Raw genomic sequence first — 22537 nt, forward strand, 5'->3', positions numbered from 1 at the left:
CACCACCCGGTGCACAGCGACCGGGGGAAGGCCGGCGCCCACCATGCACGTCACGCATCTCTCGCTGGCCGACTTCCGCTCGTACGCCCGGGCCGAGGTACCCCTCGACCCGGGCGTCACCGCGTTCGTCGGGGCCAACGGCCAGGGCAAGACCAATCTCGTCGAGGCCGTCGGCTATCTCGCCACCCTGGGCAGCCACCGCGTCGCCTCCGACGCCCCGCTGGTGCGGATGGGGGCCGAGCGGGCCGTCATCCGGGCCGCCGTCACCCAGGGCGAGCGCTCCCAGCTGGTCGAGCTCGAGCTCAACCCGGGCCGCGCCAACCGCGCCCGGATCAACAGGTCCTCGCAGGTCAGACCCCGTGATGTGCTCGGCATCGTGCGGACCGTGCTCTTCGCGCCCGAGGACCTGTCGCTGATCAAGGGCGACCCCGGCGAGCGCCGGCGCTTCCTCGACGAACTGATCACCGCGCGCGCGCCGCGCATGGCCGGCGTGCGCTCCGACTACGAGCGGGTGCTGAAGCAGCGGAACACCCTGCTGAAGTCCGCCGCCATGGCCCGCCGCCACGGCGGCCGGGGCATGGACCTGTCCACGCTCGACGTCTGGGACCAGCACCTGGCCCGGGCCGGGGCCGAGCTGCTCGCCCAGCGGCTCGACCTCGTCCACACCCTCCAGCCGCTCGCGGACAAGGCGTACGAACAGCTCGCGCCCGGAGGCGGACCGATTCTGCTGGAGTACCGGTCCTCCGCCCCCGGCACCGGACAGAGCCGCGAGGAGCTGTACGAGCAGCTGATCGCCGCCCTCGCCGAGGTCCGCAAGCAGGAGATCGAGCGCGGGGTCACCCTCGTCGGCCCGCACCGCGACGAGCTGCTGCTGCGCCTCGGCGACCTGCCGGCCAAGGGGTACGCGAGCCACGGCGAGTCCTGGTCGTACGCGCTGGCGCTCCGCCTCGCCTCGTACGACCTGCTGCGCTCCGAGGGCAACGAGCCGGTCCTCGTCCTCGACGACGTCTTCGCCGAGCTGGACGCGCGCCGGCGCGAGCGGCTGGCGGAGCTGGTGGCCCACGGCGAGCAGGTCCTGGTGACCGCGGCGGTCGACGACGACGTCCCGGGCGTCCTCGCCGGGACGCGGTACGCCGTGACCGGAGGGACGGTGGAGCGCGTATGAGCGGCGACGGCGAAACTTCCCCACAACCTGTGGACAAGCCCGCGGCCCCCGAACCCTCGGGTGTGGACCTCGCCCGGGTCGCGCTGCGCGCCGCCAAGGAGCAGGCACGCGCGCGTGGCGCGGCCGCGCAGCAGCAGAAGCAGGCCCGGCGCGGCGGCGGCCTGCGCTCCGGCGCGCGCGCCGACGGACGCGACCCGATGGCGCTCGGCTCCGCGATCAACCGCCTGCTCGCCGAGCGCGGCTGGGAGACCCCGGCGGCCGTCGGCGGGGTGATGGGCCGCTGGCCGCAGATCGTCGGCGAGGACCTGGCCAAGCACTGCGTACCGGTGAAGTACGAGGAGGAGCCGGACGCGCGCGTGCTGACCGTGCAGTGCGACTCGACGGCCTGGGCGACGCAGCTGCGGCTGCTGGCGCCGACGCTGGTGGCGCGGCTCAACGAGGACCTGGGGCACGGGACGGTACGCCTGATCAAGGTCCTCGGGCCCGGGGCGGGGGCGCGGCGGTACGGGCCGCTGCGGGCGCCGGGGTCCGTCGGACCCGGGGACACGTACGGCTGAGCCGTCGCGTGGACGGGCGCCGGGAGCGCGGGTCCGAGCCGTCGGGCGCCGTCGCGCGGAGGCCCGCGCCACCCTGTCCGGCCCGGCGGGACACACGCCCGCGGCCGGGCGGCACTACCCGTCACCACCCGAAGCGCTAGGTGGCCGTCAGAGGCCCCTGGAGACCCTGTCCGGATATGGGGAGTCGTCTCGGGGGCGCCGAGGGCGGCACATGCGCATTCAGGTACCCGCAAACCCCCATGACTGTCAGCGGTACCGGTAGACTGGAAGACAATCCCGCCACACTGCGGAACTGTCGAACGACGCAGCCGGCTCCCCTATGCCCGGAGCACGGCCTGTGCTGTGCCAGAAAGGGCGCTTCGTGGCCGATTCCGGCAACCCCAACGAGAACAACCAGTACACCGCCAGCAACATCCAGGTCCTCGAGGGCCTGGATGCGGTGCGCAAGCGCCCCGGTATGTACATCGGCTCGACCGGTGAGCGCGGCCTGCACCACATGGTGCAGGAGGTCGTCGACAACTCTGTCGACGAGGCCCTGGCCGGCCACGCGGACACCATCGACGTGACGATCCTGGCCGACGGCGGAGTCCGCGTCGTCGACAACGGCCGCGGCATCCCCGTCGGCATCGTCGAGTCCGAGGGCAAGCCGGCCGTCGAGGTCGTGCTGACGGTCCTCCACGCGGGCGGCAAGTTCGGCGGCGGCGGTTACGCGGTCTCCGGCGGTCTGCACGGCGTCGGCGTCTCCGTCGTCAACGCCCTCTCCACCAAGGTGTCGGTGGAGATCAGGACCGACGGCCACCGCTGGACCCAGGACTACAAGATGGGCGCCCCGACCGCGCCCCTGGCGCAGCACGAGGCGACCGACGAGACCGGCACCACGGTCACGTTCTGGTCCGACCCGGACATCTTCGAGACGGTCGAGTACTCCTTCGAGACGCTCTCCCGCCGCTTCCAGGAGATGGCCTTCCTCAACAAGGGCCTGACGATCACGCTCACCGACGAGCGCGAGTCCGCCAAGGCCACGGTCGGCGCCGACGACCCGGACGCCGAGGCCTCCGACGAGCAGGCCGCCCGCACGGTGAAGTACCACTACGAGGGCGGCATCGTCGACTTCGTGAAGTACCTCAACTCGCGCAAGGGCGAGCTGGTCAACCCGACCGTCATCGACATCGAGGCCGAGGACAAGGAGCGCCTGCTCTCCGCCGAGATCGCGATGCAGTGGAACTCGTCGTACAGCGAGGGCGTGTACTCCTTCGCCAACACGATCCACACCCACGAGGGCGGTACCCACGAGGAGGGCTTCCGCGCCGCGCTGACGACGCTCGTCAACAAGTACGCGCGCGAGAAGAAGCTGCTCCGCGAGAAGGACGACAACCTCACAGGCGACGACATCCGCGAGGGTCTGACCGCGATCATCTCGGTCAAGATCGGCGAGCCGCAGTTCGAGGGCCAGACGAAGACCAAGCTGGGCAACACCGAGGCGAAGACCTTCGTCCAGAAGGTCGTGCACGAGCACCTGACGGACTGGTTCGACCGGAACCCGAACGAGGCCGCGGACATCATCCGCAAGGGCATCCAGGCCGCCACCGCGCGCGTGGCCGCCCGCAAGGCCCGCGACCTCACCCGCCGCAAGGGCCTCCTGGAGTCGGCCTCCCTCCCGGGCAAGCTCTCCGACTGCCAGTCGAACGACCCCACCAAGTGCGAGATCTTCATCGTCGAGGGTGACTCCGCCGGCGGCTCCGCCAAGTCCGGCCGGAACCCGATGTACCAGGCCATCCTGCCGATCCGCGGCAAGATCCTGAACGTCGAGAAGGCCCGGATCGACAAGATCCTCCAGAACACCGAGGTCCAGGCGCTGATCTCGGCCTTCGGCACCGGGGTCCACGAGGACTTCGACATCGAGAAGCTCCGCTATCACAAGATCATCCTGATGGCGGACGCCGACGTCGACGGCCAGCACATCAACACCCTGCTGCTGACCTTCCTCTTCCGCTTCATGCGGCCGCTGATCGAGCACGGGCACGTGTACCTCTCCCGCCCGCCGCTCTACAAGATCAAGTGGGGCAGGGACGACTTCGAGTACGCCTATTCGGACCGCGAGCGCGACGCGCTGGTCGAGCTGGGCAAGCAGAACGGCAAGCGGATCAAGGAAGACTCGATCCAGCGCTTCAAGGGTCTCGGCGAGATGAACGCCGAGGAGCTGCGCGTCACCACCATGGACGTCGAGCACCGCGTGCTCGGCCAGGTCACCCTGGACGACGCCGCCCAGGCCGACGACCTGTTCTCGGTGCTGATGGGCGAGGACGTCGAGGCACGCCGCTCCTTCATCCAGCGCAACGCCAAGGACGTTCGCTTCCTCGACATCTGAGTCGGTCCCAGCTGACCGTACGAAAGGACTGACGACCAGCAATGGCCGACGAGAACCCCCCCGTGACCACCGAAGAAGAAGACCCGGTGCTGCGCATCGAGCCCGTCGGGCTCGAGACCGAGATGCAGCGCTCGTACCTCGACTACGCGATGTCCGTCATCGTGTCCCGCGCGCTGCCCGACGTGCGTGACGGCCTCAAGCCCGTCCACCGGCGCGTGCTGTACGCGATGTACGACGGCGGCTACCGGCCCGAGAAGGGCTTCTACAAGTGCGCCCGCGTCGTCGGCGACGTCATGGGTACGTACCACCCGCACGGCGACTCCTCCATCTACGACGCGCTGGTCCGCCTGGCCCAGCCGTGGTCGATGCGGATGCCGCTCGTCGACTCCAACGGCAACTTCGGCTCCCCGGGCAACGACCCGGCCGCCGCCATGCGCTACACCGAGTGCAAGATGGCGCCGCTGTCGATGGAGATGGTCCGCGACATCGACGAGGAGACCGTCGACTTCACGGACAACTACGACGGCCGCAACCAGGAGCCGACGGTCCTCCCGGCCCGTTTCCCGAACCTCCTGGTCAACGGCTCCGCCGGCATCGCGGTCGGCATGGCGACCAACATCCCGCCGCACAACCTCCGCGAGGTCGCCGAGGGCGCCCAGTGGTACCTGGCCCACCCCGAGGCCGGCCACGAGGAGCTCCTCGACGCGCTCATCGAGCGCATCAAGGGCCCCGACTTCCCGACCGGCGCGCTCGTCGTCGGCCGCAAGGGCATCGAGGAGGCGTACCGCACCGGCCGCGGCTCCATCACGATGCGCGCCGTCGTCGAGGTCGAGGAGATCCAGAACCGCCAGTGCCTGGTGGTCACGGAGCTGCCGTACCAGACCAACCCGGACAACCTCGCGCAGAAGATCGCCGACCTGGTGAAGGACGGCAAGATCGGCGGCATCGCCGACGTCCGCGACGAGACCTCGTCCCGGACCGGCCAGCGCCTGGTCATCGTGCTCAAGCGGGACGCCGTCGCCAAGGTCGTCCTGAACAACCTGTACAAGCACACCGACCTCCAGACGAACTTCGGCGCCAACATGCTGGCGCTCGTCGACGGCGTGCCGCGCACCCTCTCCCTGGACGCGTTCATCCGCCACTGGGTGACGCACCAGATCGAGGTCATCGTCCGCCGGACGAAGTTCCGGCTGCGCAAGGCCGAGGAGCGCGCCCACATCCTGCGCGGCCTCCTCAAGGCCCTCGACGCCATCGACGAGGTCATCGCCCTCATCCGCCGCAGCGACACGGTCGAGGTGGCCCGCGAGGGCCTCATGGGGCTCCTCCAGATCGACGAGATCCAGGCGAACGCGATCCTGGAGATGCAGCTCCGCCGGCTCGCCGCCCTGGAGCGCCAGAAGATCATCGCGGAGCACGACGAGCTCCAGGCGAAGATCAACGAGTACAACTCGATCCTCGCCTCGCCGGAGAAGCAGCGGACCATCGTCAGCGAGGAGCTGGCCGCGCTCGTCGACAAGTTCGGCGACGACCGCCGCTCCAAGCTGGTGCCCTTCGACGGTGACATGTCCATCGAGGACCTCATCGCCGAGGAGGACATCGTCGTCACCATCACGCGTGGCGGCTACGTGAAGCGGACGAAGACCGAGGACTACCGCTCGCAGAAGCGCGGCGGCAAGGGCGTGCGCGGGACGAAGCTGAAGCAGGACGACATCGTCGACCACTTCTTCGTCTCCACCACCCACCACTGGCTGCTCTTCTTCACCAACAAGGGCCGGGTCTACCGGGCCAAGGCGTACGAGCTGCCGGACGCCGGCCGGGACGCGCGCGGCCAGCACGTGGCCAACCTGCTGGCCTTCCAGCCGGACGAGCAGATCGCCCAGATCCTCGCGATCCGCGACTACGAGGCCGCGCCGTACCTGGTCCTCGCCACCCGCTCCGGCCTGGTGAAGAAGACCGCGCTCAAGGACTACGACTCCCCGCGCTCCGGCGGCGTCATCGCCATCAACCTGCGGGACAACGGCGCCGGAGGCGTCGCCGACGAGCTGATCGGCGCCGAGCTGGCCTCCGCCGAGGACGACCTGCTGCTGATCTCCAAGAAGGCGCAGTCGATCCGCTTCACCGCCACGGACGACGCGCTGCGCCCGATGGGACGCGCCACTTCGGGTGTCAAGGGCATGAGTTTCCGGGAGGACGACGAACTGCTCTCGATGAATGTCGTCCGGCCCGGTACGTTCGTCTTCACCGCGACGGACGGCGGGTACGCCAAGCGCACCCCCGTCGACGAGTACCGCGTCCAGGGCCGCGGCGGCCTCGGCATCAAGGCCGCCAAGATCGTGGAGGACCGCGGCTCGCTCGTGGGCGCGCTGGTGGTCGAGGGGACCGACGAGATCCTCGCCATCACGCTGTCCGGCGGTGTGATTCGCACGCGAGTCAACGAAGTCAGGGAGACCGGCCGTGACACCATGGGCGTCCAGCTGATCAACCTGGGCAAGCGCGATGCCGTCGTCGGCATCGCACGGAACGCCGAGGCCGGCGGCGAGGACGAAGAGGTCGACGACGCCGAGGGTGCCATCGAGGCATCCGAGGCCGAGGCATCGGTCGAGGGCACGGAGCCTGCGACCGGGGATCACGAGGAGTAGAGCGTGAGTGGAGCCACGGGCGCCGGATCGGCGGCTGCCGGAGCTTCTGCAGGTGCTGGAGCGCACGGCGCCCGTGGCTCGGCCACGGACTCCCAGGGGGTTGCGGTGACGGACACTCGGGGGCAGCAGCCCCCCTATCAGGGCTACAACGGCGCTCTGCCGGGCGAACGGCCCGCGGCGCAGCCGGCGGGCGCCTACCACCCGCCGAGGGCCTACGACGGCCCGCAGGGCGGCGGCGGCACCCAGGGCGGCCAGTCCGCCTCGGCGGTGCGGCGGCCCCGGACGGGCGCGCGGACGACCCCGCGCACCCGCAAGGCGCGGCTGCGGGTGGCGAAGGCCGACCCGTGGTCGGTCATGAAGGTGAGCTTCCTGCTCTCCATCGCGCTGGGCATCTGCACGATCGTCGCGGCGGCCGTGCTGTGGATGGTCATGGACGCCATGGGCGTCTTCTCGACGGTCGGCGGGACGATCAGCGAGGCCACGGGCTCGAACGAGTCCAACGGCTTCGATCTGCAGTCCTTCCTGTCGCTGCCGCGGGTGCTGATGTTCACCTCGGTGATCGCGGTGATCGACGTGGTCCTGATGACCGCCCTCGCGACCCTCGGCGCGTTCATCTACAACCTGTCCGCCGGCTTCGTCGGCGGCGTCGAGCTGACGCTGGCCGAGGACGAGTAGGCCGCGTGGGGGCCACCCCGTGGAGCGCTCAGGGCCTTCGGCCCGGGCGATTTTGGGACTGGCCCCCACGTGCGCTAATCTTCAGGAGTCAGCGCGCGGGACACACACCGCAAAGCGCGGCGGGGCTATAGCTCAGTTGGTTAGAGCGCATCCCTGATAAGGATGAGGCCACAGGTTCAAATCCTGTTAGCCCCACAGAAGCGATCGACCCGGACGGTTCCTCCGTCCGGGTCGATCTCGTTGTGTGAGGTTTGGCGCTCGCGCAGGTCACCGATCGGTATCGGTCGATGTGTAGAGTGGGCGTCAGAAGTCTCCTACGTCAACGAAAGACGAGGTCGCGCGGTGAAGAAGCTGCTCCTGGTCGCACTGGCCGCCATCGGCGGGCTCCTCGTGTACCGCCAGATCCAGGCGGATCGCGCCGAGCAGGACCTGTGGACGGAGGCGACCGACTCCGTGCCGTCCGGTTCCGGTGTCTGAGACCCATCCAGCTGAAACCGAGATCCCGGCCGCGCCTCGCGCGGCCGGGATCTCGGCGTTCCGCCCCCTGTACGGCACGGGCCGCCGCGCGGCCGTGACGGAGCGTCCCTGAGCCCGGCGCGGCGAGCCGGCGGCTTGCTCCAGCAAAATCCGGATGCCCGTCCGGCCCGATGCGGACACCGGGGGCGGGAGCGGGGCAGGATGGTCCGGCACGACGGCCCCGGGACGGGACGCGGTGACGGACACGACGAGGAGAAGCGCGTGAGCACGCAGGCGGGGGAGACGGCCGGGCACGGCACCGGGCACCGGGCGAGGACCGCGGGCAGGACACGGAAGGCGGCGGCGCTGCTCACGGCCGCCGCCGCGGTGGGCACGCTCACCGCGCTGCCCGCGTGGGCGGCCGACGGCGCCGCGATCCCCCCGTACGCCTTCGACCCCGCGGCGCAGCGGATCCAGGGCGCCGCCTCCAGCGCCGACGCGGACCCGCTGGAGCTCGGCAGGACCTACCGGGACACCCTCAAGAAGGACGGCAAGGTCTACTACCGGCTCAATCTGGACACCACCAGGAACTCGTACGTCTCCGCTGTCGCCGTCCCCAAGCCGGGCGGGAAGGCCGCGTACGGCGACGGCTTCCGGATCGCGATCCAGGACGGCTCGGGCAACGAGTGCGGCTACCAGGAGGTCAACTTCGCGGCCGGCGACCATGTCCGGCCGCTCACCGGCTACGCGCGCAGGATCGTCGATCCGGACGAGAGCTACTGCCAGGACGCCGGTACGTACTACGTCCTCGTCGAGCGGGAGTCGGACGCCGACTCCGCCCCGGACGACTGGGAGCTGGAGCTCCAGCACGTCGACGAGCCGCTGCTGAGCAAGAACGGGCCGGACAAGCTGCCCGAGTCGTGGCCCTCGGGGACGCCCGCGCCGCCCGCCGGAGGACCGAAGGAGCGGCAGGGCGGAGCCGGCTTCCACACCGCCGTCTCGCTCCAGGAAGGCGAGTGGCGGGCGGACGTCCGCCCAGGCCAGACGCTGTTCTGGCGGGTGCCGGTCGACTGGGGCCAGCAGATCTTCGCCACCGCCGAGCTGGGCAGCAGCTCCGCGGGCGACGAACTGGTCGGCAACGCGCTCGCGCTCGGCCTCGACAACCCCGCGCGCGGCTTCGTCGACCTCCGGACGGAGAGCTACCGGGGCAAGCCGGCCACCGTCGCCCTCGCCCCGCAGCGGCCGGTCGCCCACGAGAACCGCTCCTCCTACGAGACCGCCACCAACGGCATGCGCTTCGCCGGCTGGTACTACCTCACCGCCACGCTCAGCCCGGAGATCGCCCAGGAGTACGGCGACGGGCCGCTGCCGCTGATCCTGCGGGTCACCGTCAGGGGCGACAAGAAGCAGGGCCCGGGGTACGCGGGCGACCCGGGCGTCTTCCAGGTGACCGGCGACGACCGGAAGGCCGCGGCGAACGGCGCCACGGGGGCCGAGGCGAAGAGCGCCGACAGCGGGATGGTCGCCCTGGCCGCCGGCGGCCTCGGCCTCGGCACCGTCCTGCTCGTCGGCCTCGGCGCCTGGACCCTTCTGGCCCGCCGCCGGGCCTGAAGGACCCCTCCGGATCGGGGCGGGCCGGCGTCAGATCTGCGTCAGCGCCCAGAAGCCGACCGCGAGCGACACCAGCGCGAGCAGCAGCACCGGGACCGCCACCTTCGGGGACGGTCCGGGGAGGGCCGCCGGGGCCGCGGAGCCGGGCGGACCGGGAACCTGATGGGGCTGAGCGGTGTATGGATGAGTAGGGGCGTACGGATGCGCCGCCTGCGGATGCGCCGCCGCCTGCGGACGCGTCGGCGTCGGCGCCTGGGGAGCGGCGGGGTCGAAGGGGGGTACGGGATGGGTCACCGGCGGGGGCAGATGGAAACTGCCCGTCTCCGAGGGCCCCGGCACCGGCTGGTACGGCGGCGGGGCGGCCCGCATCGGCTGCGGGGCGTTCTGGACCGGCTGTGGGGGCTCCTGGGGCGCGGGAGGCGCGTCCTGGACCGGTCGTGCGGCCGGGCCCTCGGGGCCGAAACCGGCGGGCAGCGGACCGAGTTGGTCGAAGATCTCGACCGGCGCCTCACCGCCCTCCGGCTCGGGCAGCATCTCCACGGCGGCGCTCAGCGCCTTCCGCACGCCCGTGGCCGTCCGGAAGCGGGCCTGCGGATCGGGCTGGAGCAGTCCCGCCAGCACCTGCCACAGCGGCTCGGGGACGCTCGCGGGCGCCGGCGGGGTGCCGTGGGTGACGAAGTGCTCCACCAGGGCCTGCGAGTCCGGCCGGGTGCCGTGCAGCAGATAGAGCGCGACCAGCCCCACGGCGTACAGGTCCGCGGTGAAGTCGGGCTCGGAGCCGAGGAGTTGCTCGGGAGCGAAGTAACCGGGCGTGCCCACCACGTAGTTGGTCTCCGTGAGCCGCGGTTCGCCCTTGCGCATGGAGATGCCGAAGTCCGAGAGCCGCAGATGCGGACGGCCCGAACCGGTGGCCTCCATCAGGATGTTGGCCGGCTTGATGTCCCGGTGGACGACCCCCTCGGTGTGCACCGTCGCCAGACCCGCCAGCAGCTGGTCGAGAAGGGTGCAGACATAGCGGGGCGGCAGCGGCCCGTAGTCGCCGATGACATGGGCGAGCGACCCGCCGGCGACCAGGTCCATCGTGAAGAGGACCTGGTCGTCGTCGGCGGCCCAGCTGGCCGGGGCGAGGACGTGCGGGTGGTCGATCCGCAGCGCCTGTTCCCGGACGAAGCGGAGCAGCGTGTGGGCGTCGCTCTGCTGGAGCACCTTGGCCGCCACATAGCGGCGCCGGCGGTGGTCCCAGGCGCGCCAGACCGCGCCGGCCCCGCCCCGCCCGATCGGATCGACCAGCTCGTACCTGCCGGCGAAGACCTCACCCATCGTGCTGCGCCGCTCCCCGTCCGTCGTCAGTCGTCCGTCGTCAGTCGTGCGTGCCGTGTCAGTTCTGGTGCGACTCGTAGTGGGCGACCGCGTCGGCGGTGCGCCCGGCGCCGTACACCCGGAGGAACTCTGCCAGCTCCGGGTGGTGCGGGGCGAGGGAGTCGGCGGCGTCGATGATGTCGCCGGCGGCGGAGACGGAACGCAGCAGCGACTGGATCTCGCGGACCACGCGGCGCACGGTCGGGGCGCCGGATCCGTTGGGGGTCTGGCCGCCGGTCGCGGTCAGGACCGAGCCGCCCTGCGACTTCTTGATCTCGTCCATGCGGTCGGTGGCCTCGGCGGCGCTGACGCTGCCGTCGGCGACCTGGACGGCCAGCTCCTGGAGGGCCTGGACCCGCTGGACCACGGCCGGGTTGCCGATCTTGGCGCGCTGGCCGCTCATCAGTTGGGAGAGCATGGGCGCGGAGAGTCCGAGCACCGCGGCCAGCCGGGCCTGGTTGAGCCCGAGGTCGTCTATCAGCCGACGGAAGAGCGCCCCCAGCGGCTCTCCGTACCAACTGCGCTGAAGCTCTCTGGCTCTTGCCGTGGCTTCCTGCTGCGCTGCGTCCATCACTTCTCCCCATCCCTGCGGTTCGCCACTGCGAACCTCGGTCAGCATCTTACGGAGCGTGGTCGTTCACCGGGAGTCCCACCTTTTGCCCGGCACGGGGGGAGAACCGGTACGCTGTCCTCGTTCCGGGGCCTTAGCTCAGTTGGTAGAGCGCTGTCTTTGCATGGCAGATGTCAGGGGTTCGACTCCCCTAGGCTCCACTCACAGACGCCCCCTTGAACCGCGGAAACGCGGTCCAGGGGGGCGTTTTGCTGGGCGGGGTGGGGTCATGGGGAGGGAACGTCGTGCCGAGGAGCGTCTTGCGGCGGCGTGAGCCGGTCCGCCGCCCGGAGCGGACGGGCGGGTCCGGGCGGAGACCGTCGGGGTCCGTCGACCGGTGGTCGAGGGGCGGGGCGGTCTGATGGGGGTCTCCGTGTCCGGCGCCGCGGTGTCGGAGGGGAGCGGAAGCGGGTTCCCGAGGTTCTGGACCGCTCAGACCGTGTCGCAGCTCGGCCAGCGCTTCGGCATGGTGGCCCTGCCCGTGGTCGCGATCGAGTCCCTGCACGCCGGCGCGGCGGAGGTCGGCTACCTGACGGCCGCGCTCACCGTGTGCTACCTGCTCGTGGGCCTGCCGGCCGGCGCGTGGGTGGATCGCCGGCCGAAGCGGGCCACGATGATCGGGGCGGCCGTCGTGCGGGCCGTCGTGCTGGCCTGCGTCCCCGTGCTGTGGGCCGTCGACCGGCTGTCGCTCGGGTGGCTGTACGCGGTCGCGGTGGTCGTCGGAGTGGCCTCGGTCTTCTTCGACGTCGCGTACCAGTCGTACGTGCCGTTCATCGTCCCCGACAAGGACATCGAGCGGGCGAACGCGAGGCTGGAGTCCTCGGCGCAGATCTCCGCGGCCGGCGGTCCGGCCGCGGCGGGATTCCTCCTCAAGGCGGTGAGCGCGCCCGTGGTGATCGCCGTCGACGCGCTGGCCTACGTGGTGTGCGCGGGTCTCCTGGCGACGGTCGAGGACTCCGAACCCTCCCGCGAGGGGAAGGGCGGACGGGAGTCCCGGCTGGGGCGGGAGATCCTGGCCGGGGTCCGGTTCGTCGCCGGCCACCCGCTGCTGCGGCGGCTGTGCGTCGTGATGGGGGTGTCGAACTTCTTCGCCACCCTCGCCATGACGCTGACGCCGCTGCTCGTCCTGAGGACGCTGGGGCTGGGCTCCACGGTCATGGGGGTCGTCCTCGGGGTCGGCACGCTCGGCGGCCTCCTGGCCTCGCTCACCCTCCCGAGGGTCCGTGCCCGGTACGAGGCGGGGAAGGTGATGGCGGCCGGCCTCGTCCTGGCAGGTGCGTCCATGGCGGCCTTCCCCGCGGCCGGATCCCTGGGCGGATCCCTGGGCGGGTCCGGCGTCGTGCTCCCGGTCGCCCTGCTCGTCATCGGCCAGTTCGGCATGACCTGGGGCGCGGTGACCTTCAACATCGCGCAGGTGAGCGTGCGGCAGCGGGTCTGCCCCCCGGACATGCTGGCGCGGATGACCGCCACGATCCGGTGCGTGGTGTGGGGAAGCATGCCCGCGGCGGCGGTTCTGGCCGGCTGGCTCGGCTCGCGCGTCGGCGTCGTGCCCTGCCTCTGGATCGGGGTGGTGGGGGCCTTCCTGACGGCCCTTCCCCTCGTCGGGACGGACCGGCTGATCCGCGCCGCGACCCCGGCGGCCGACACCCGCGCCTGAGCGAGCCGCGCGAGCCCGCGGCGGTCACGTGCCGGCCGGTCCGTGGCGGTCATGCTCGGGCCGGTCCGCCGTGGCCGGTGCCCTTCCCGGGCGCGGGGGACGCGGTCAGGACGCGGGCCAGGTCCAGGGTGCTGAGCACGACCATCACGATGCCCAACGGCACGTGGTACGCGGGCAGGTGGGCGATGCCGAGGGCCACCTGGACGGAGGCGAGGACGAGGAGCCCGGAGGCGTACAGGACCGGTCTCGGGCTGCCGCCGCCCGGCCGCCAGGCGACGATCGCGGCCACCACGTACAGCATCGAGGCGCCGTACATCACCCGCGAGCCCACGTCGTGGAGCTGCGCGCCCAGCGGGGAGACGAGCAGGGCGCCGGCGGTGCCCGCCTGGAAGAAGAGGGCGAGGGTCTGGAGGGCGACCGCGGTCCTGACGGTCCGGTGGTGCGTGGTGCCGGGTCGTACGGCCGTCGTGGTCCGTCCGGGCATCTCGGGGGTCCTTTCCGGTGCGGTGTCGTGGGGTGCGGTGCGGTGATGAGGAGGGGCGGTGCGGTGATGAGGAGGGGCGGTGCGAGCGGTGCGGTGTCAGCGGAGGGTGAGGGCGGTCGCGGCCATCACGTGGCTGAGCTTCTCGGGGTTGCGGACGTAGTAGAGGCCGCTGATCAGGCCGTTCTCGACGCGCATCGCCATGACCCCGTCCAGCTCGCCGTCGAGGTGGATCGCGAGCGCCGGGGCGCCGTTGACGACGGTGGGCTCGGTCGTGACGGTCACGTCGGCCTTGAGGGTGCCGCCCAGGTAGAAGCGGGTGACCTTCTCGGCGCCGACGACCGGGCGGAGCGCGGCCCGCTTGATGCCGCCGCCGTCGCTGACGAGGACGATGTCGGGGGCGAGCAGGTCGAGGAAGTCCTGGGGGTCGCGGGTCTCCAGCGCCCGCCGGAAGGAGTCCACGGCCGCCCGCGCCTCGCGCGCGGAGACCGTCGTGCGGGGGCGGCGGGCGTCGACGTGCTTCCGGGCCCGGTGCGCGATCTGACGGACCGCGGCCGGCGTCTTGTCGACGGCCGCCGCGATCTCGTCGTACCCCACCTCGAAGACCTCGCGGAGGACGAAGACGGCCCGCTCGGTCGGCGTGAGCGTCTCCAGGACCAGCATCATCGCCATCGACACGGACTCGGTGAGCTCGACGTCCTCGGCCACGTCCGGCGTGGTGAGCAGCGGTTCGGGCAGCCACTGGCCGACGTACGCCTCCCGGCGGCGGCGCACGGTGCGGAGCCGGTTGAGGGCCTGCCGGGTGGTGATCCGCACGAGGTACGCCCGCTGGTCGCGGACCTGCGCCAGGTCGACGCCGGTCCAGCGGAGCCAGGTCTCCTGGAGCACGTCCTCGGCGTCGGCCGCCGAGCCGAGCATCTCGTAGGCGACGGTGAAGAGCAGGTCGCGGTGGGCGACGAAGGTGTCGGTGGCGGGGTTCGATTCCGGGGGTGTGGTCGTGGCTGTGGCCGTGGCCGTGGCCGTCGTCGCGGCCGGGGCGGTGGTCCGCTCCGGTGTCGGGTCGGTGGGGCGGTCGGAGGTCTGCTGCGGCCTCGGGTCCGTGGGCCGGTCCGTGTCGTGCGTGCTGGTCATGCTGCGGTCTTCTCCCCCTGGTCGGTGTGCCGGGCCGTCGGTCAGGCCGTGTGCGCGGGGGCGTCCGACGGGCGGACCGCACGCTCGCGCAGCTGCCGCGGCCGGTGCTTGCCGTCCTTGGGCCAGGAGTGCGCACCGGGCTCGCGGGCCTCAGCGGTCAGGTGCTTGACGCTGAGCGTGCAGGCGAGTTCCTTGAGCTTCGCCCCCGGTCGCCCCCCGACGTAGATTCCCATCGCGCGGTCGTCCTTGTGTGCGATCTGGAAGATCGCCGTACGGCGCCCGAAGCTGAGGCACATCGCGTTGAACGTCAGGTCCACGGGCTCGGGGCGGCGACCCTCGATCCGGGCGAGCACGGTGTCGGCGGCGTGCGCGCCGAGGCAGCCGGCGACGTAGGCGCTCATCCGGAACGGCAGGTCCGAGGGGGACGCGCAGTCGCCGGCCGCGACGATCCGCTCGTCGTCGACGCTGGTGAGGGTCTCGTCGGTGAGGAGGCGCCCGGCGGCATCGGTGGTCAGCCCGCTGCGCGCGGCCAGGTCGGGGACGTCGAAGCCGGCGGTCCAGACCGCGAGCCCGCCGGTCACCACGCGCCCGTCGGCGAGCCGGACCGACTCCGCCGTGACCTCGGTGACCTTCGTACCGGGCCCGTCGAGCACGGTCACCCCGAGGGCGGCGAACCTGCGGGCGGCCGAGCGGCGCGCCCTGGGGTGCAGGTACGGGCCGAGGACCCCGCCGCAGACCAGCGTCACCGGGCGGCCGCCCTCGGCGAGTTCGGCCGCGGTCTCGATGCCGGTCGGGCCCGCGCCGACGACGGTCACCGGGACACCGGCGGGCAGTGCCGCGACGGCGTTCCGCAGCCGCTCGGCCGACTCCAGCTCGGCGACGTGGTGGGCGTGCTCGGCGACGCCGGGGACAGCGGGTCGGGCGGCGGTGCTGCCGACCGCGTAGATCAGGTGGTCGTAGCCGACCGTGGCGCCCGACTCCAGGGTCACCACGCGCGCGTGGGAGTCGATCCGGGCCACGGAGTCGACGGTCAGCCGGACGCGCTCCGCCAGGACGTCCTCGTACCGGACGAGCGCGGGGTGGCTGCCGCCGACCAGCTGGTGGAGGCGGAGCCGGGGGACGAAGGACGGACGGGGGTTGATCACCGTCACGGTCACGTCGTCGCGCCGGGTGAGTCGGTTGGCCGCCATGACACCGGCGTACCCGCCGCCGATCACGACCACTTCGGTGTTCCCGCCCATGATTTCTCCTCCGTCTGCAGGGGTTCGACCTGTTCGGCATCAAGACACCGAGGGGTCGTCGCCTGTGACGTGGATGTGACGGGGATCACTGTGAATGGGCCTGAGAGGGCGGGACTGGTCCGGACGGGTGGTGTTCATCCGAAGAACTGCGCGGCGGCGGCGTCGCTCCGCCGGAAACGGGCGCCCGTACAGATCATGAGGAAGGTATGTAAAGCGCGCAACCTGAAATGAACCATCCGAGAACGCCGTACACGCGAAAGTGAGGGGCCATGGCCACCGCCAAGGTCAAGCAGTTCTGGACCGCCTTCATCTCCGTCCTCTTCGCCCTGCTCGCCTCCGTCGGCCTGGCGGCCCCCGCCGCCGCCCAGGGCCAGGCCCCGGTGACCCAGCCCGAGGAGCCGGCCGCCCCCGCCGCCCCGGCCGCCGCCGCACAGCGCGCCGCGGCGGTGGTGGCACCGAGGCAGGCGGAGCCGTGGGCCCCGGTCCGGCAGGGCTCGCTGCCGCCCACCATCAAGCAGCGGATCGGCGCCGAGGCGCACGGCTCCTCGCCCGCCGCCCGCCAGCTGCGGGCCGCCACGCCGCTCGGGAGCGACCCGGCCGCGCTGACGGAGCTGGCGCTCGCGACGGCCGCCTAGGGTGCGGGGAGAGCACGACACCTCCCTCCCGGCACCCCAGCGCCGTGCGGCCCGCGGCGACCGACGAACGGAACGGACGGACCCGATGGACCGGACGGGCCACCCGTCGGACCCGATGGACATGGACCGGACGGACCACCAGCCGGACCCGGTGCATCAGTCGGATCCCGACGCACCCGGTGCAACCGATGCACCCGACGCACCCGGTGCACCAGACAGATCCAGATCCAGATCCAGATCCAGATCCCTTGGATCACGCGGAGCAGTCCGCATCATCGGATCGAACGGAACGGCCCCAGGTCAGCGGCGCTCGTCGGGCTCCGTGGACTCGGTCTCCGTCTCCGCCTCGATCCCGGCCACGGTCCCGGTCTCGATCTCCACGTCGCTCCCGGACTCCGTGACCACGTTCGTACCGGCCTCGGCCTCCGCGCCCGTGTAGACCTCCGACGCGGACGGCATGCCCGAACCCTCGTCCACATCCGTGGGCGCCGGCGGTTCGACCAGCCAGTCGGGGTTGGCCTGCCTGTCCCACCACTTCCACGCGGCGACCGCGCCGCCGACCAGCAAGCCCACGACGGCGAGACCCTTGACGAGACGCCCGGCCCTGGCCCGGCGCTCCTGCTTCCTCACGATCTTCCGGACGTCGTCCGGCGTCACCTGACCGCGCAGCGCGGCCCAGGCGGCAACAGAACGCGACCCGGCCTCCTCCACCACGGGACCGGTCGCGGCGACCGCGCTCTCGACGCGCGGAACGGTGTAGTCGGCCACCTGATGGGCGACCGAGCGGGTCCGAGCCGCAGCGCGCTGCGCGGCCTCGTCGACCCGCGGCGGCACGTGCGGCGCCACCAGCGCGGCGTACTGCTCACGTGCCTGCGCGCGTGCCTGTCGAGCGGCACTCGACACCTTGGGTGCGATCCGCACCCGCGCCTCGTGCGCATAGTGCGCGGCCTGGTCCTTGGCCGTGCCGGCGTACGGCGCCACCACGTCCGCGGCGTGCAGGACGCTTTCCTTCGCCGAATCCGTAGCGGCGCGCACGCTGTCCATGCGAGTCACGGGTTCCTCCTCCTCGGTGGCGAGCGGTATCGGTTTTTCGCCTTTCCATCCTTTTCGGCATCATGCCTGCCGGAGCCAGGTCCGGCATGCGGGGCGGGCATCCGGGGCACGGGGTGGGACGATCGGGGCATGACGGCGGGGCGGACCGGGCATGACGGCGGGGCGGACCCTGCGTGAGAACGGGACGGACAGGCCGCGCGAGGGTGCGGGCGGGCCGTCGCGGGCATGCGAGGATCGACTCGCCAGAGCCGCGGGAGCGTGAGGCGATCCCCTCCGCGGCGTGACGCACGACCAGGGAGGGAAGGCGGACCGTGGCCATGCCGTACGCGATCCTCAAGACCAGCGCGGGCGACATCGAGGTGCGCCTGCTGCCGTTCCACGCGCCCAAGACGGTGCGGAACTTCGTCGAGCTCGCCTCGGGCGAGCGCGAGTGGACCCATCCGGCCACCGGCCGGGTCTCCACCGACCCGCTCTACGACGGCACGGTCTTCCACCGGGTCATCGGAGACTTCATGATCCAGGGCGGGGACCCGCTGGGGACGGGCACCGGCGGCCCGGGTTACGAGTTCGCCGACGAGTTCCACCCGGAGCTGTGGTTCGACCGGCCGTACCTGCTGGCCATGGCCAACGCCGGCCCGGGCACCAACGGCTCCCAGTTCTTCATCACGGTCGGCCCCGCGACCTGGCTGAACCGCAAGCACACGATCTTCGGCGAGGTCGTGGACGAGAAGAGCCGGGCCGTCGTGGACGCCGTCGCGTCCGTCTCCACCGACCCGCAGACCCAGCGGCCGCTGACGGACGTCGTGGTCGAGTCCGTGGTGATCGAGCAGCGCTGACCGGGAAGGACGGGACCCCGCCCATGGACACGCAGCCCGGACTGCGGCCCTGCTACCGCCATCCGGACACCGAGACGGGCATCAGCTGCGCCCGCTGCGAGAAGCCGATCTGCCCGGCGTGCATGATCTCCGCCTCGGTCGGCTTCCAGTGCCCGGACTGCGTCCGCAGCGGCTCCGGCACCGGCCACGCGGCCGACGCCAACCAGCCGCGGACGCTCGCCGGTGGCCGCGTCAGGAAGGACGACCGGCTGGTCACCAAGATCCTCATCGGGATCAACGTGCTGGTCTACGTCCTGGTCCTGGCCCTCGGCGACCGGTTCGTCGACGAGCTGGTGCTCATCGGGTACGCGTACAACCCGCTGCTCGGCGAGGTCGTCGGCGTCGCCGACGGCGAGTGGTACCGGCTGATCACCTCCACGGTCCTGCACCAGGAGCCGTGGCACATCCTCTTCAACCTGCTCGGCCTCTGGGTGATCGGCGGGATCGTCGAGCCCGAGCTGGGCCGGGCCCGGTACGTGCTGCTGTGCCTGCTGTCGGGGCTGTCCGGTTCCGTCCTGGCCTATGTGGTCGCCGCGCCGAACCAGCCCTCGCTGGGCGCCTCCGGGGTCGTCTACGGCCTCATCGGCGCGTGGGTGGTGCTGGCCCGCCGGCGCCGTCACGACATGCGGCCGGTGGCCCTCTTCGTGGCCTTCTCGCTGCTGATGACGTTCACCCGTCCGGGGATCTCCTGGGAGGCGCACGTGGGTGGACTCGTGGCCGGCGCCCTCGTGACCTTCGTGCTCGTGCGGGCGCCCAGGGCCCGCCGGGACCTGATCCAGTACGGCGCCTGTGGGGTGCTGCTGCTGATCGACGTGGGCATCGTGACCGCACGCACGCTCGCGCTCACCTGAGCGCGGGAGGCTGTGGACGAGCTGGGGAAGCGAGCTTTCCCCAGAGTTATCCACAGCGTGGGGCGAGTTCTCCCCACGTCTGGGGGTGTGACCGAGCCCCCTACCTCTGACCTGGGATTTCTCCCGGGAGGTAGGGGGCTCCGATCTGTTCCGAGGAAGCCTTCGCGGTCATACCGGCGTCAACCCGGTGCGAGTTATCCACAGATCTTCGTAAGTTATCCCAGTGCTGTGCACAACGCTGTGGATAAACTCTGGGGTGAGCTTGACGACGGCCGGGCGGACCCGCTAAGCGCGCCGCTGATCAGCTCATTTCCACTGCGTGGAGACACCGAACCCGGCGGCGATGAAGCCGAAACCGACCACGATGTTCCAGTTCCGGATGGACTCGATCGGAAGTGAACCGTCGGTGACGTAGAAGACCACGATCCACACCAGACCGACGGCGAACAGGGCCAGCATCACCGGAGCGACCCAGCTGCGGTTCGTCAGCTTGATGTTGGTGGCCTGCTTCGCCGGCGGAGGCGTGTAATCGGCCTTCTTGCGGATCCGTGACTTCGGCACGAGGGACTCTCCTGTCGATGCGCTGCGTGACCGCGCAGGGAACTGTGGCTGTCGCCGGGATGTGACGTAGCAGGTCGACTGCGTCCCCCGGGCGTCCGTTAGCGTAGTGGTTCCGCGGCGCAGAAGGGGATCAGGGTACGTTGAGCAATTCCGCCGGCACTCCGCGCGACCCCCTCGCCGGATCGGGCCGCACCAGCAGGTGGCGTCCCGTCCGGCTGCTCACCCTTGCCGTCTTCGCCCTCGCCGGACTGCTCTTCGTCACCAGCTTCAACACCGCCAAGGGCACCAACATCCGCACGGACGCGTCCCTCCTGAGGCTCTCCGACCTCATCGAGGAACGCAGCCACAAGAACGCCGGCCTCGACGAGTCCGCCGCGGCCCTGCGCGGCGAGGTCGACTCCCTGGCCGCCCGCGACGACGGCTCGACCGCCGCCGAGGACCGGCGCCTGAAGGAGCTGGAGACCGCCGCCGGCACCACCGAGATCTCCGGCCCCGGCCTCACCGTCACCCTCAACGACGCCCCGCCCGGCGCCCAGGCAGCCCCCGGCTACCCGGAACCGCAGGCCAACGACCTGGTCATCCACCAGCAGGACCTCCAGGCCGTCGTCAACGCCCTCTGGGAAGGCGGCGCCGAAGGCATCCGGGTCATGGACCAGCGGCTCATCTCCACCAGCGCGGTCCGCTGCGTCGGCAACACCCTCATCCTCCAGGGCCGCGTCTACTCGCCTCCGTACAAGATCACCGCGGTCGGCGACCGGGGCAGGCTCGACAAGGCGCTCGCCGACTCCCCGGCGCTCCAGAACTACCAGCTCTACGTGAAGGCCTACGGGCTCGGCTGGAAGGTCGACGACCACAAGGGCGTGACCCTGCCCGGATACACCGGCGCGGTCGACCTCCACCACGCGAAGCCGGCCGCGTAGGCCCGTCCGGGACCGGTTGTCCACAGCAGGCCGTCCCCGGACCGTCGTCCACAGGCTTCGGACAGCTTCCCCACGGCGGCGCCCGCGCCCCGTACTCTGGTGGCCGTAACGAACGGAAGGGGCGGCGAAGTCATGTACGGCTGGATCTGGCGGCATCTGCCGGGGAACGCGTTCGTGCGGGCGCTGATCTCCCTCGCACTGGTCCTCGGGACCGTCTACCTCCTCTTCCAGTACGTGTTCCCCTGGGCGGAGCCGCTGCTTCCGTTCAACGATGTGACGGTGGACGGCCAGTGAGCGCGCGGATTCTCGTCGTCGACAACTACGACAGCTTCGTCTTCAACCTCGTCCAGTACCTCTACCAGCTCGGCGCCGAGTGTGAGGTGCTCCGCAACGACGAGGTGGAGCTGAGCCACGCCCAGGACGGCTTCGACGGCGTGCTGCTGTCGCCCGGTCCCGGCGCGCCCGAGCAGGCCGGCGTCTGCATCGACATGGTGCGGCACTGCGCCGCCACCGGCGTGCCCGTCTTCGGCGTCTGCCTCGGCATGCAGTCGATGGCGGTCGCCTACGGCGGCGTCGTCGACCGCGCGCCCGAGCTGCTGCACGGCAAGACCTCGCCCGTCCTCCACGAGGGCAAGGGCGTCTTCGCCGGCCTCCCCTCGCCGTTCACGGCGACCCGCTACCACTCGCTCGCCGCCGAGCCCACCGTCCTGCCGGCCGAGCTCGAAGTGACCGCGCGGACCGAGGACGGCATCATCATGGGCCTCCGCCACCGCGACCTGCCCGTCGAGGGCGTCCAGTTCCATCCCGAGTCGGTGCTCACCGAGCACGGCCACCTGATGCTCGCCAACTGGCTGGTGCAGTGCGGAGACGAGGGAGCGGTCGACCGGTCGGCGGGGCTCGCGCCGGTGGTGGGCAAGGCCGTCGCGTGACCACGGGCTCGCCGTGGTTCCGGGGCTCCGGGGAGCCCGGCGCAGAGCCGATACCCGAGGGCCACGGCACCCGTCCGTACGAGGCGCAGGCCCCGTACGAGCCCTCGTACGACCCGTCGTACGAGACCGGGTACGAGCCTGCGTACGAGCAGCCCCGGCAGCAGCATCCGCAGCATCCGCAGGCCCAGTCGTACGGCTACGAGCAGCAGGGCCCGTATCCGTATCCGTACCAGGAGCCGCAGTCTCAGCCGCAGTCTCAGCCGCACCAGCAGCCACCGCAGCCGCATCAGCAGCAGCGACCGCAACCGCAGCCGCATCGGCCGCAGGACCAGGCGCGGCACCGGGCCGAGCCGGCGTCGTCGCCGCCGGCGTCCCACGAGCCCGTGTACGAGCCCATACGGGAGCCCTACGGGGCCGGGGAGACCCAGCAGCTGCCCGAGGTCGCCGAGGCGGCTCCGCGGCCCGTGGAGCCCCTTCCCGGGCCGGGACGGGCCGAACGACGCCGGGCCGCCGCCAAGCAGGGCCGCGGGAAGAGCCGCAGAGGCGCCGCTCCGGCCTCCGGGACGGACGGCGGGGGTCCCGCCGCCGGGCGTCCGCTGTCGCGGGTGGAGGCGCGTCGTGCGGCCCGTGAGGCGAAGGCGGCCAAGGACAGCGTCGGCGTGGTCGTCGGCGAGCTGTTCATCACCCTGGGCGTCGTGATGCTGCTGTTCGTGGCCTACCAGTTGTGGTGGACCAACGTGCTGGCCGGCCAGGAGGTCGACCA

The 22537-nt window shown here is 71.6% G+C and carries 21 protein-coding genes, 2 tRNA genes and 1 pseudogene; 17 read left to right on the top strand and 7 right to left on the bottom strand.

Features of this window, described 5'->3' with window-relative positions; all coding sequences use genetic code 11:
- Nucleotides 1–43: 43 nt before the first annotated feature.
- From recF to ACF1BN_RS28235, 8 genes are all read left to right on the top strand, one after another.
- The gene (gene recF / locus ACF1BN_RS28200; RefSeq protein WP_392334402.1) at nucleotides 44–1165 is read left to right on the top strand and encodes a DNA replication/repair protein RecF; all 1122 of its coding nucleotides are present in this window, start codon (nucleotides 44–46) and stop codon (nucleotides 1163–1165) included.
- Entirely contained in the window at nucleotides 1162–1722 is a 561-nt protein-coding gene (locus tag ACF1BN_RS28205; protein WP_376597706.1) for a DUF721 domain-containing protein, read from the top strand. Before recF ends, ACF1BN_RS28205 begins: the two co-directional genes overlap by 4 nt.
- Before the next feature lie 337 nt (nucleotides 1723–2059).
- Complete coding sequence (gene gyrB / locus ACF1BN_RS28210; protein ID WP_392334403.1) at nucleotides 2060–4090, top strand: DNA topoisomerase (ATP-hydrolyzing) subunit B; 2031 nt, start codon at nucleotides 2060–2062, stop codon at nucleotides 4088–4090.
- A 41-nt stretch (nucleotides 4091–4131) separates the two neighbouring features.
- Nucleotides 4132–6729 (top strand): DNA gyrase subunit A, encoded by a 2598-nt coding sequence (gyrA, locus tag ACF1BN_RS28215; protein WP_392334404.1) that lies wholly within the window; start codon nucleotides 4132–4134, stop codon nucleotides 6727–6729.
- A 105-nt stretch (nucleotides 6730–6834) separates the two neighbouring features.
- Nucleotides 6835–7404, top strand: coding sequence for a DUF3566 domain-containing protein (locus ACF1BN_RS28220; RefSeq protein WP_392334405.1), 570 nt, complete (start codon nucleotides 6835–6837; stop codon nucleotides 7402–7404).
- A gap of 121 nt (nucleotides 7405–7525) precedes the next feature.
- Nucleotides 7526–7599: transfer RNA gene (locus tag ACF1BN_RS28225), tRNA-Ile, on the top strand.
- A 147-nt stretch (nucleotides 7600–7746) separates the two neighbouring features.
- Nucleotides 7747–7881, top strand: coding sequence for a DLW-39 family protein (locus ACF1BN_RS28230; RefSeq protein ID WP_208809277.1), 135 nt, complete (start codon nucleotides 7747–7749; stop codon nucleotides 7879–7881).
- Nucleotides 7882–8142: 261 nt separating this feature from the next.
- Complete coding sequence (locus ACF1BN_RS28235) at nucleotides 8143–9471, top strand: hypothetical protein (RefSeq protein ID WP_392334406.1); 1329 nt, start codon at nucleotides 8143–8145, stop codon at nucleotides 9469–9471.
- A gap of 30 nt (nucleotides 9472–9501) precedes the next feature.
- Here the strand turns inward: ACF1BN_RS28235 and ACF1BN_RS28240 are convergent, their stop codons facing one another.
- Complete coding sequence (locus tag ACF1BN_RS28240) at nucleotides 9502–10791, bottom strand: serine/threonine-protein kinase (RefSeq protein ID WP_392334407.1); 1290 nt, start codon at nucleotides 10789–10791, stop codon at nucleotides 9502–9504.
- A 58-nt stretch (nucleotides 10792–10849) separates the two neighbouring features.
- A complete protein-coding gene (locus ACF1BN_RS28245; protein WP_392334408.1) occupies nucleotides 10850–11401 on the bottom strand; it encodes a helix-turn-helix domain-containing protein in 552 nt (183 codons plus the stop codon).
- A 127-nt stretch (nucleotides 11402–11528) separates the two neighbouring features.
- On the opposite strand from ACF1BN_RS28245, the gene ACF1BN_RS28250 reads away from it, so the two are divergent.
- Both ACF1BN_RS28250 and ACF1BN_RS28255 read left to right on the top strand, forming a co-directional pair.
- Nucleotides 11529–11601, top strand: a tRNA-Ala gene (locus ACF1BN_RS28250).
- A 200-nt stretch (nucleotides 11602–11801) separates the two neighbouring features.
- Complete coding sequence (locus tag ACF1BN_RS28255) at nucleotides 11802–13097, top strand: MFS transporter (RefSeq protein ID WP_392334409.1); 1296 nt, start codon at nucleotides 11802–11804, stop codon at nucleotides 13095–13097.
- Nucleotides 13098–13146: 49 nt separating this feature from the next.
- Here ACF1BN_RS28255 and ACF1BN_RS28260 read toward each other — a convergent pair whose 3' ends face one another.
- The 3 genes from ACF1BN_RS28260 to ACF1BN_RS28270 all read right to left on the bottom strand — a co-directional run bounded on the left by ACF1BN_RS28260 (nucleotide 13147) and on the right by ACF1BN_RS28270 (nucleotide 15950).
- Nucleotides 13147–13581 carry a hypothetical protein gene (locus ACF1BN_RS28260; RefSeq protein ID WP_392334410.1) on the bottom strand — a complete coding sequence of 145 codons (435 nt, stop codon included), beginning with the start codon at nucleotides 13579–13581 and terminating at the stop codon, nucleotides 13147–13149.
- A 96-nt stretch (nucleotides 13582–13677) separates the two neighbouring features.
- A complete protein-coding gene (locus ACF1BN_RS28265; RefSeq protein WP_392334411.1) occupies nucleotides 13678–14709 on the bottom strand; it encodes an RNA polymerase sigma-70 factor in 1032 nt (343 codons plus the stop codon).
- 41 nt (nucleotides 14710–14750) lie between these two features.
- Complete coding sequence (locus ACF1BN_RS28270) at nucleotides 14751–15950, bottom strand: NAD(P)/FAD-dependent oxidoreductase (RefSeq protein WP_392334412.1); 1200 nt, start codon at nucleotides 15948–15950, stop codon at nucleotides 14751–14753.
- Between the two features lie 269 nt (nucleotides 15951–16219).
- Here ACF1BN_RS28270 and ACF1BN_RS28275 point away from each other — a divergent pair, with 269 nt between their 5' ends.
- Complete coding sequence (locus ACF1BN_RS28275; protein WP_392334413.1) at nucleotides 16220–16585, top strand: DUF6344 domain-containing protein; 366 nt, start codon at nucleotides 16220–16222, stop codon at nucleotides 16583–16585.
- Between the two features lie 300 nt (nucleotides 16586–16885).
- Here ACF1BN_RS28275 and ACF1BN_RS28280 read toward each other — a convergent pair whose 3' ends face one another.
- Nucleotides 16886–17638, bottom strand: coding sequence for a DUF5324 family protein (locus ACF1BN_RS28280; protein WP_392334414.1), 753 nt, complete (start codon nucleotides 17636–17638; stop codon nucleotides 16886–16888).
- 317 nt (nucleotides 17639–17955) lie between these two features.
- On the opposite strand from ACF1BN_RS28280, the gene ACF1BN_RS28285 reads away from it, so the two are divergent.
- Together ACF1BN_RS28285 and ACF1BN_RS28290 are read left to right on the top strand one after the other, a co-directional pair.
- The gene (locus ACF1BN_RS28285) at nucleotides 17956–18474 is read left to right on the top strand and encodes a peptidylprolyl isomerase (RefSeq protein ID WP_392334424.1); all 519 of its coding nucleotides are present in this window, start codon (nucleotides 17956–17958) and stop codon (nucleotides 18472–18474) included.
- A 23-nt stretch (nucleotides 18475–18497) separates the two neighbouring features.
- Nucleotides 18498–19364, top strand: a complete 867-nt coding sequence (locus tag ACF1BN_RS28290; protein WP_392334415.1) for a rhomboid family intramembrane serine protease — start codon at nucleotides 18498–18500, stop codon at nucleotides 19362–19364.
- Nucleotides 19365–19670: 306 nt separating this feature from the next.
- Here ACF1BN_RS28290 and crgA read toward each other — a convergent pair whose 3' ends face one another.
- A complete protein-coding gene (crgA, locus tag ACF1BN_RS28295; RefSeq protein ID WP_392334416.1) occupies nucleotides 19671–19925 on the bottom strand; it encodes a cell division protein CrgA in 255 nt (84 codons plus the stop codon).
- A 140-nt stretch (nucleotides 19926–20065) separates the two neighbouring features.
- Between crgA and ACF1BN_RS28300 the strand changes: the two genes are divergently transcribed.
- The 4 genes and pseudogenes from ACF1BN_RS28300 to ACF1BN_RS28315 form a co-directional block, all read left to right on the top strand.
- Entirely contained in the window at nucleotides 20066–20845 is a 780-nt protein-coding gene (locus tag ACF1BN_RS28300; protein WP_392334417.1) for a DUF881 domain-containing protein, read from the top strand.
- A gap of 132 nt (nucleotides 20846–20977) precedes the next feature.
- Entirely contained in the window at nucleotides 20978–21139 is a 162-nt protein-coding gene (locus ACF1BN_RS28305; protein WP_392334418.1) for a hypothetical protein, read from the top strand.
- Nucleotides 21136–21774 carry an aminodeoxychorismate/anthranilate synthase component II gene (locus tag ACF1BN_RS28310; RefSeq protein ID WP_392334419.1) on the top strand — a complete coding sequence of 213 codons (639 nt, stop codon included), beginning with the start codon at nucleotides 21136–21138 and terminating at the stop codon, nucleotides 21772–21774. Before ACF1BN_RS28305 ends, ACF1BN_RS28310 begins: the two co-directional genes overlap by 4 nt.
- A pseudogene (locus tag ACF1BN_RS28315) lies at nucleotides 21771–22537 on the top strand (hypothetical protein); the annotation flags it as partial. The gene ACF1BN_RS28310 and the pseudogene ACF1BN_RS28315, both read left to right, overlap by 4 nt.

The organism is Streptomyces sp. NPDC014861 (assembly GCF_043081625.1).
Classification (GTDB): Bacteria; Actinomycetota; Actinomycetes; order Streptomycetales; family Streptomycetaceae; genus Streptomyces.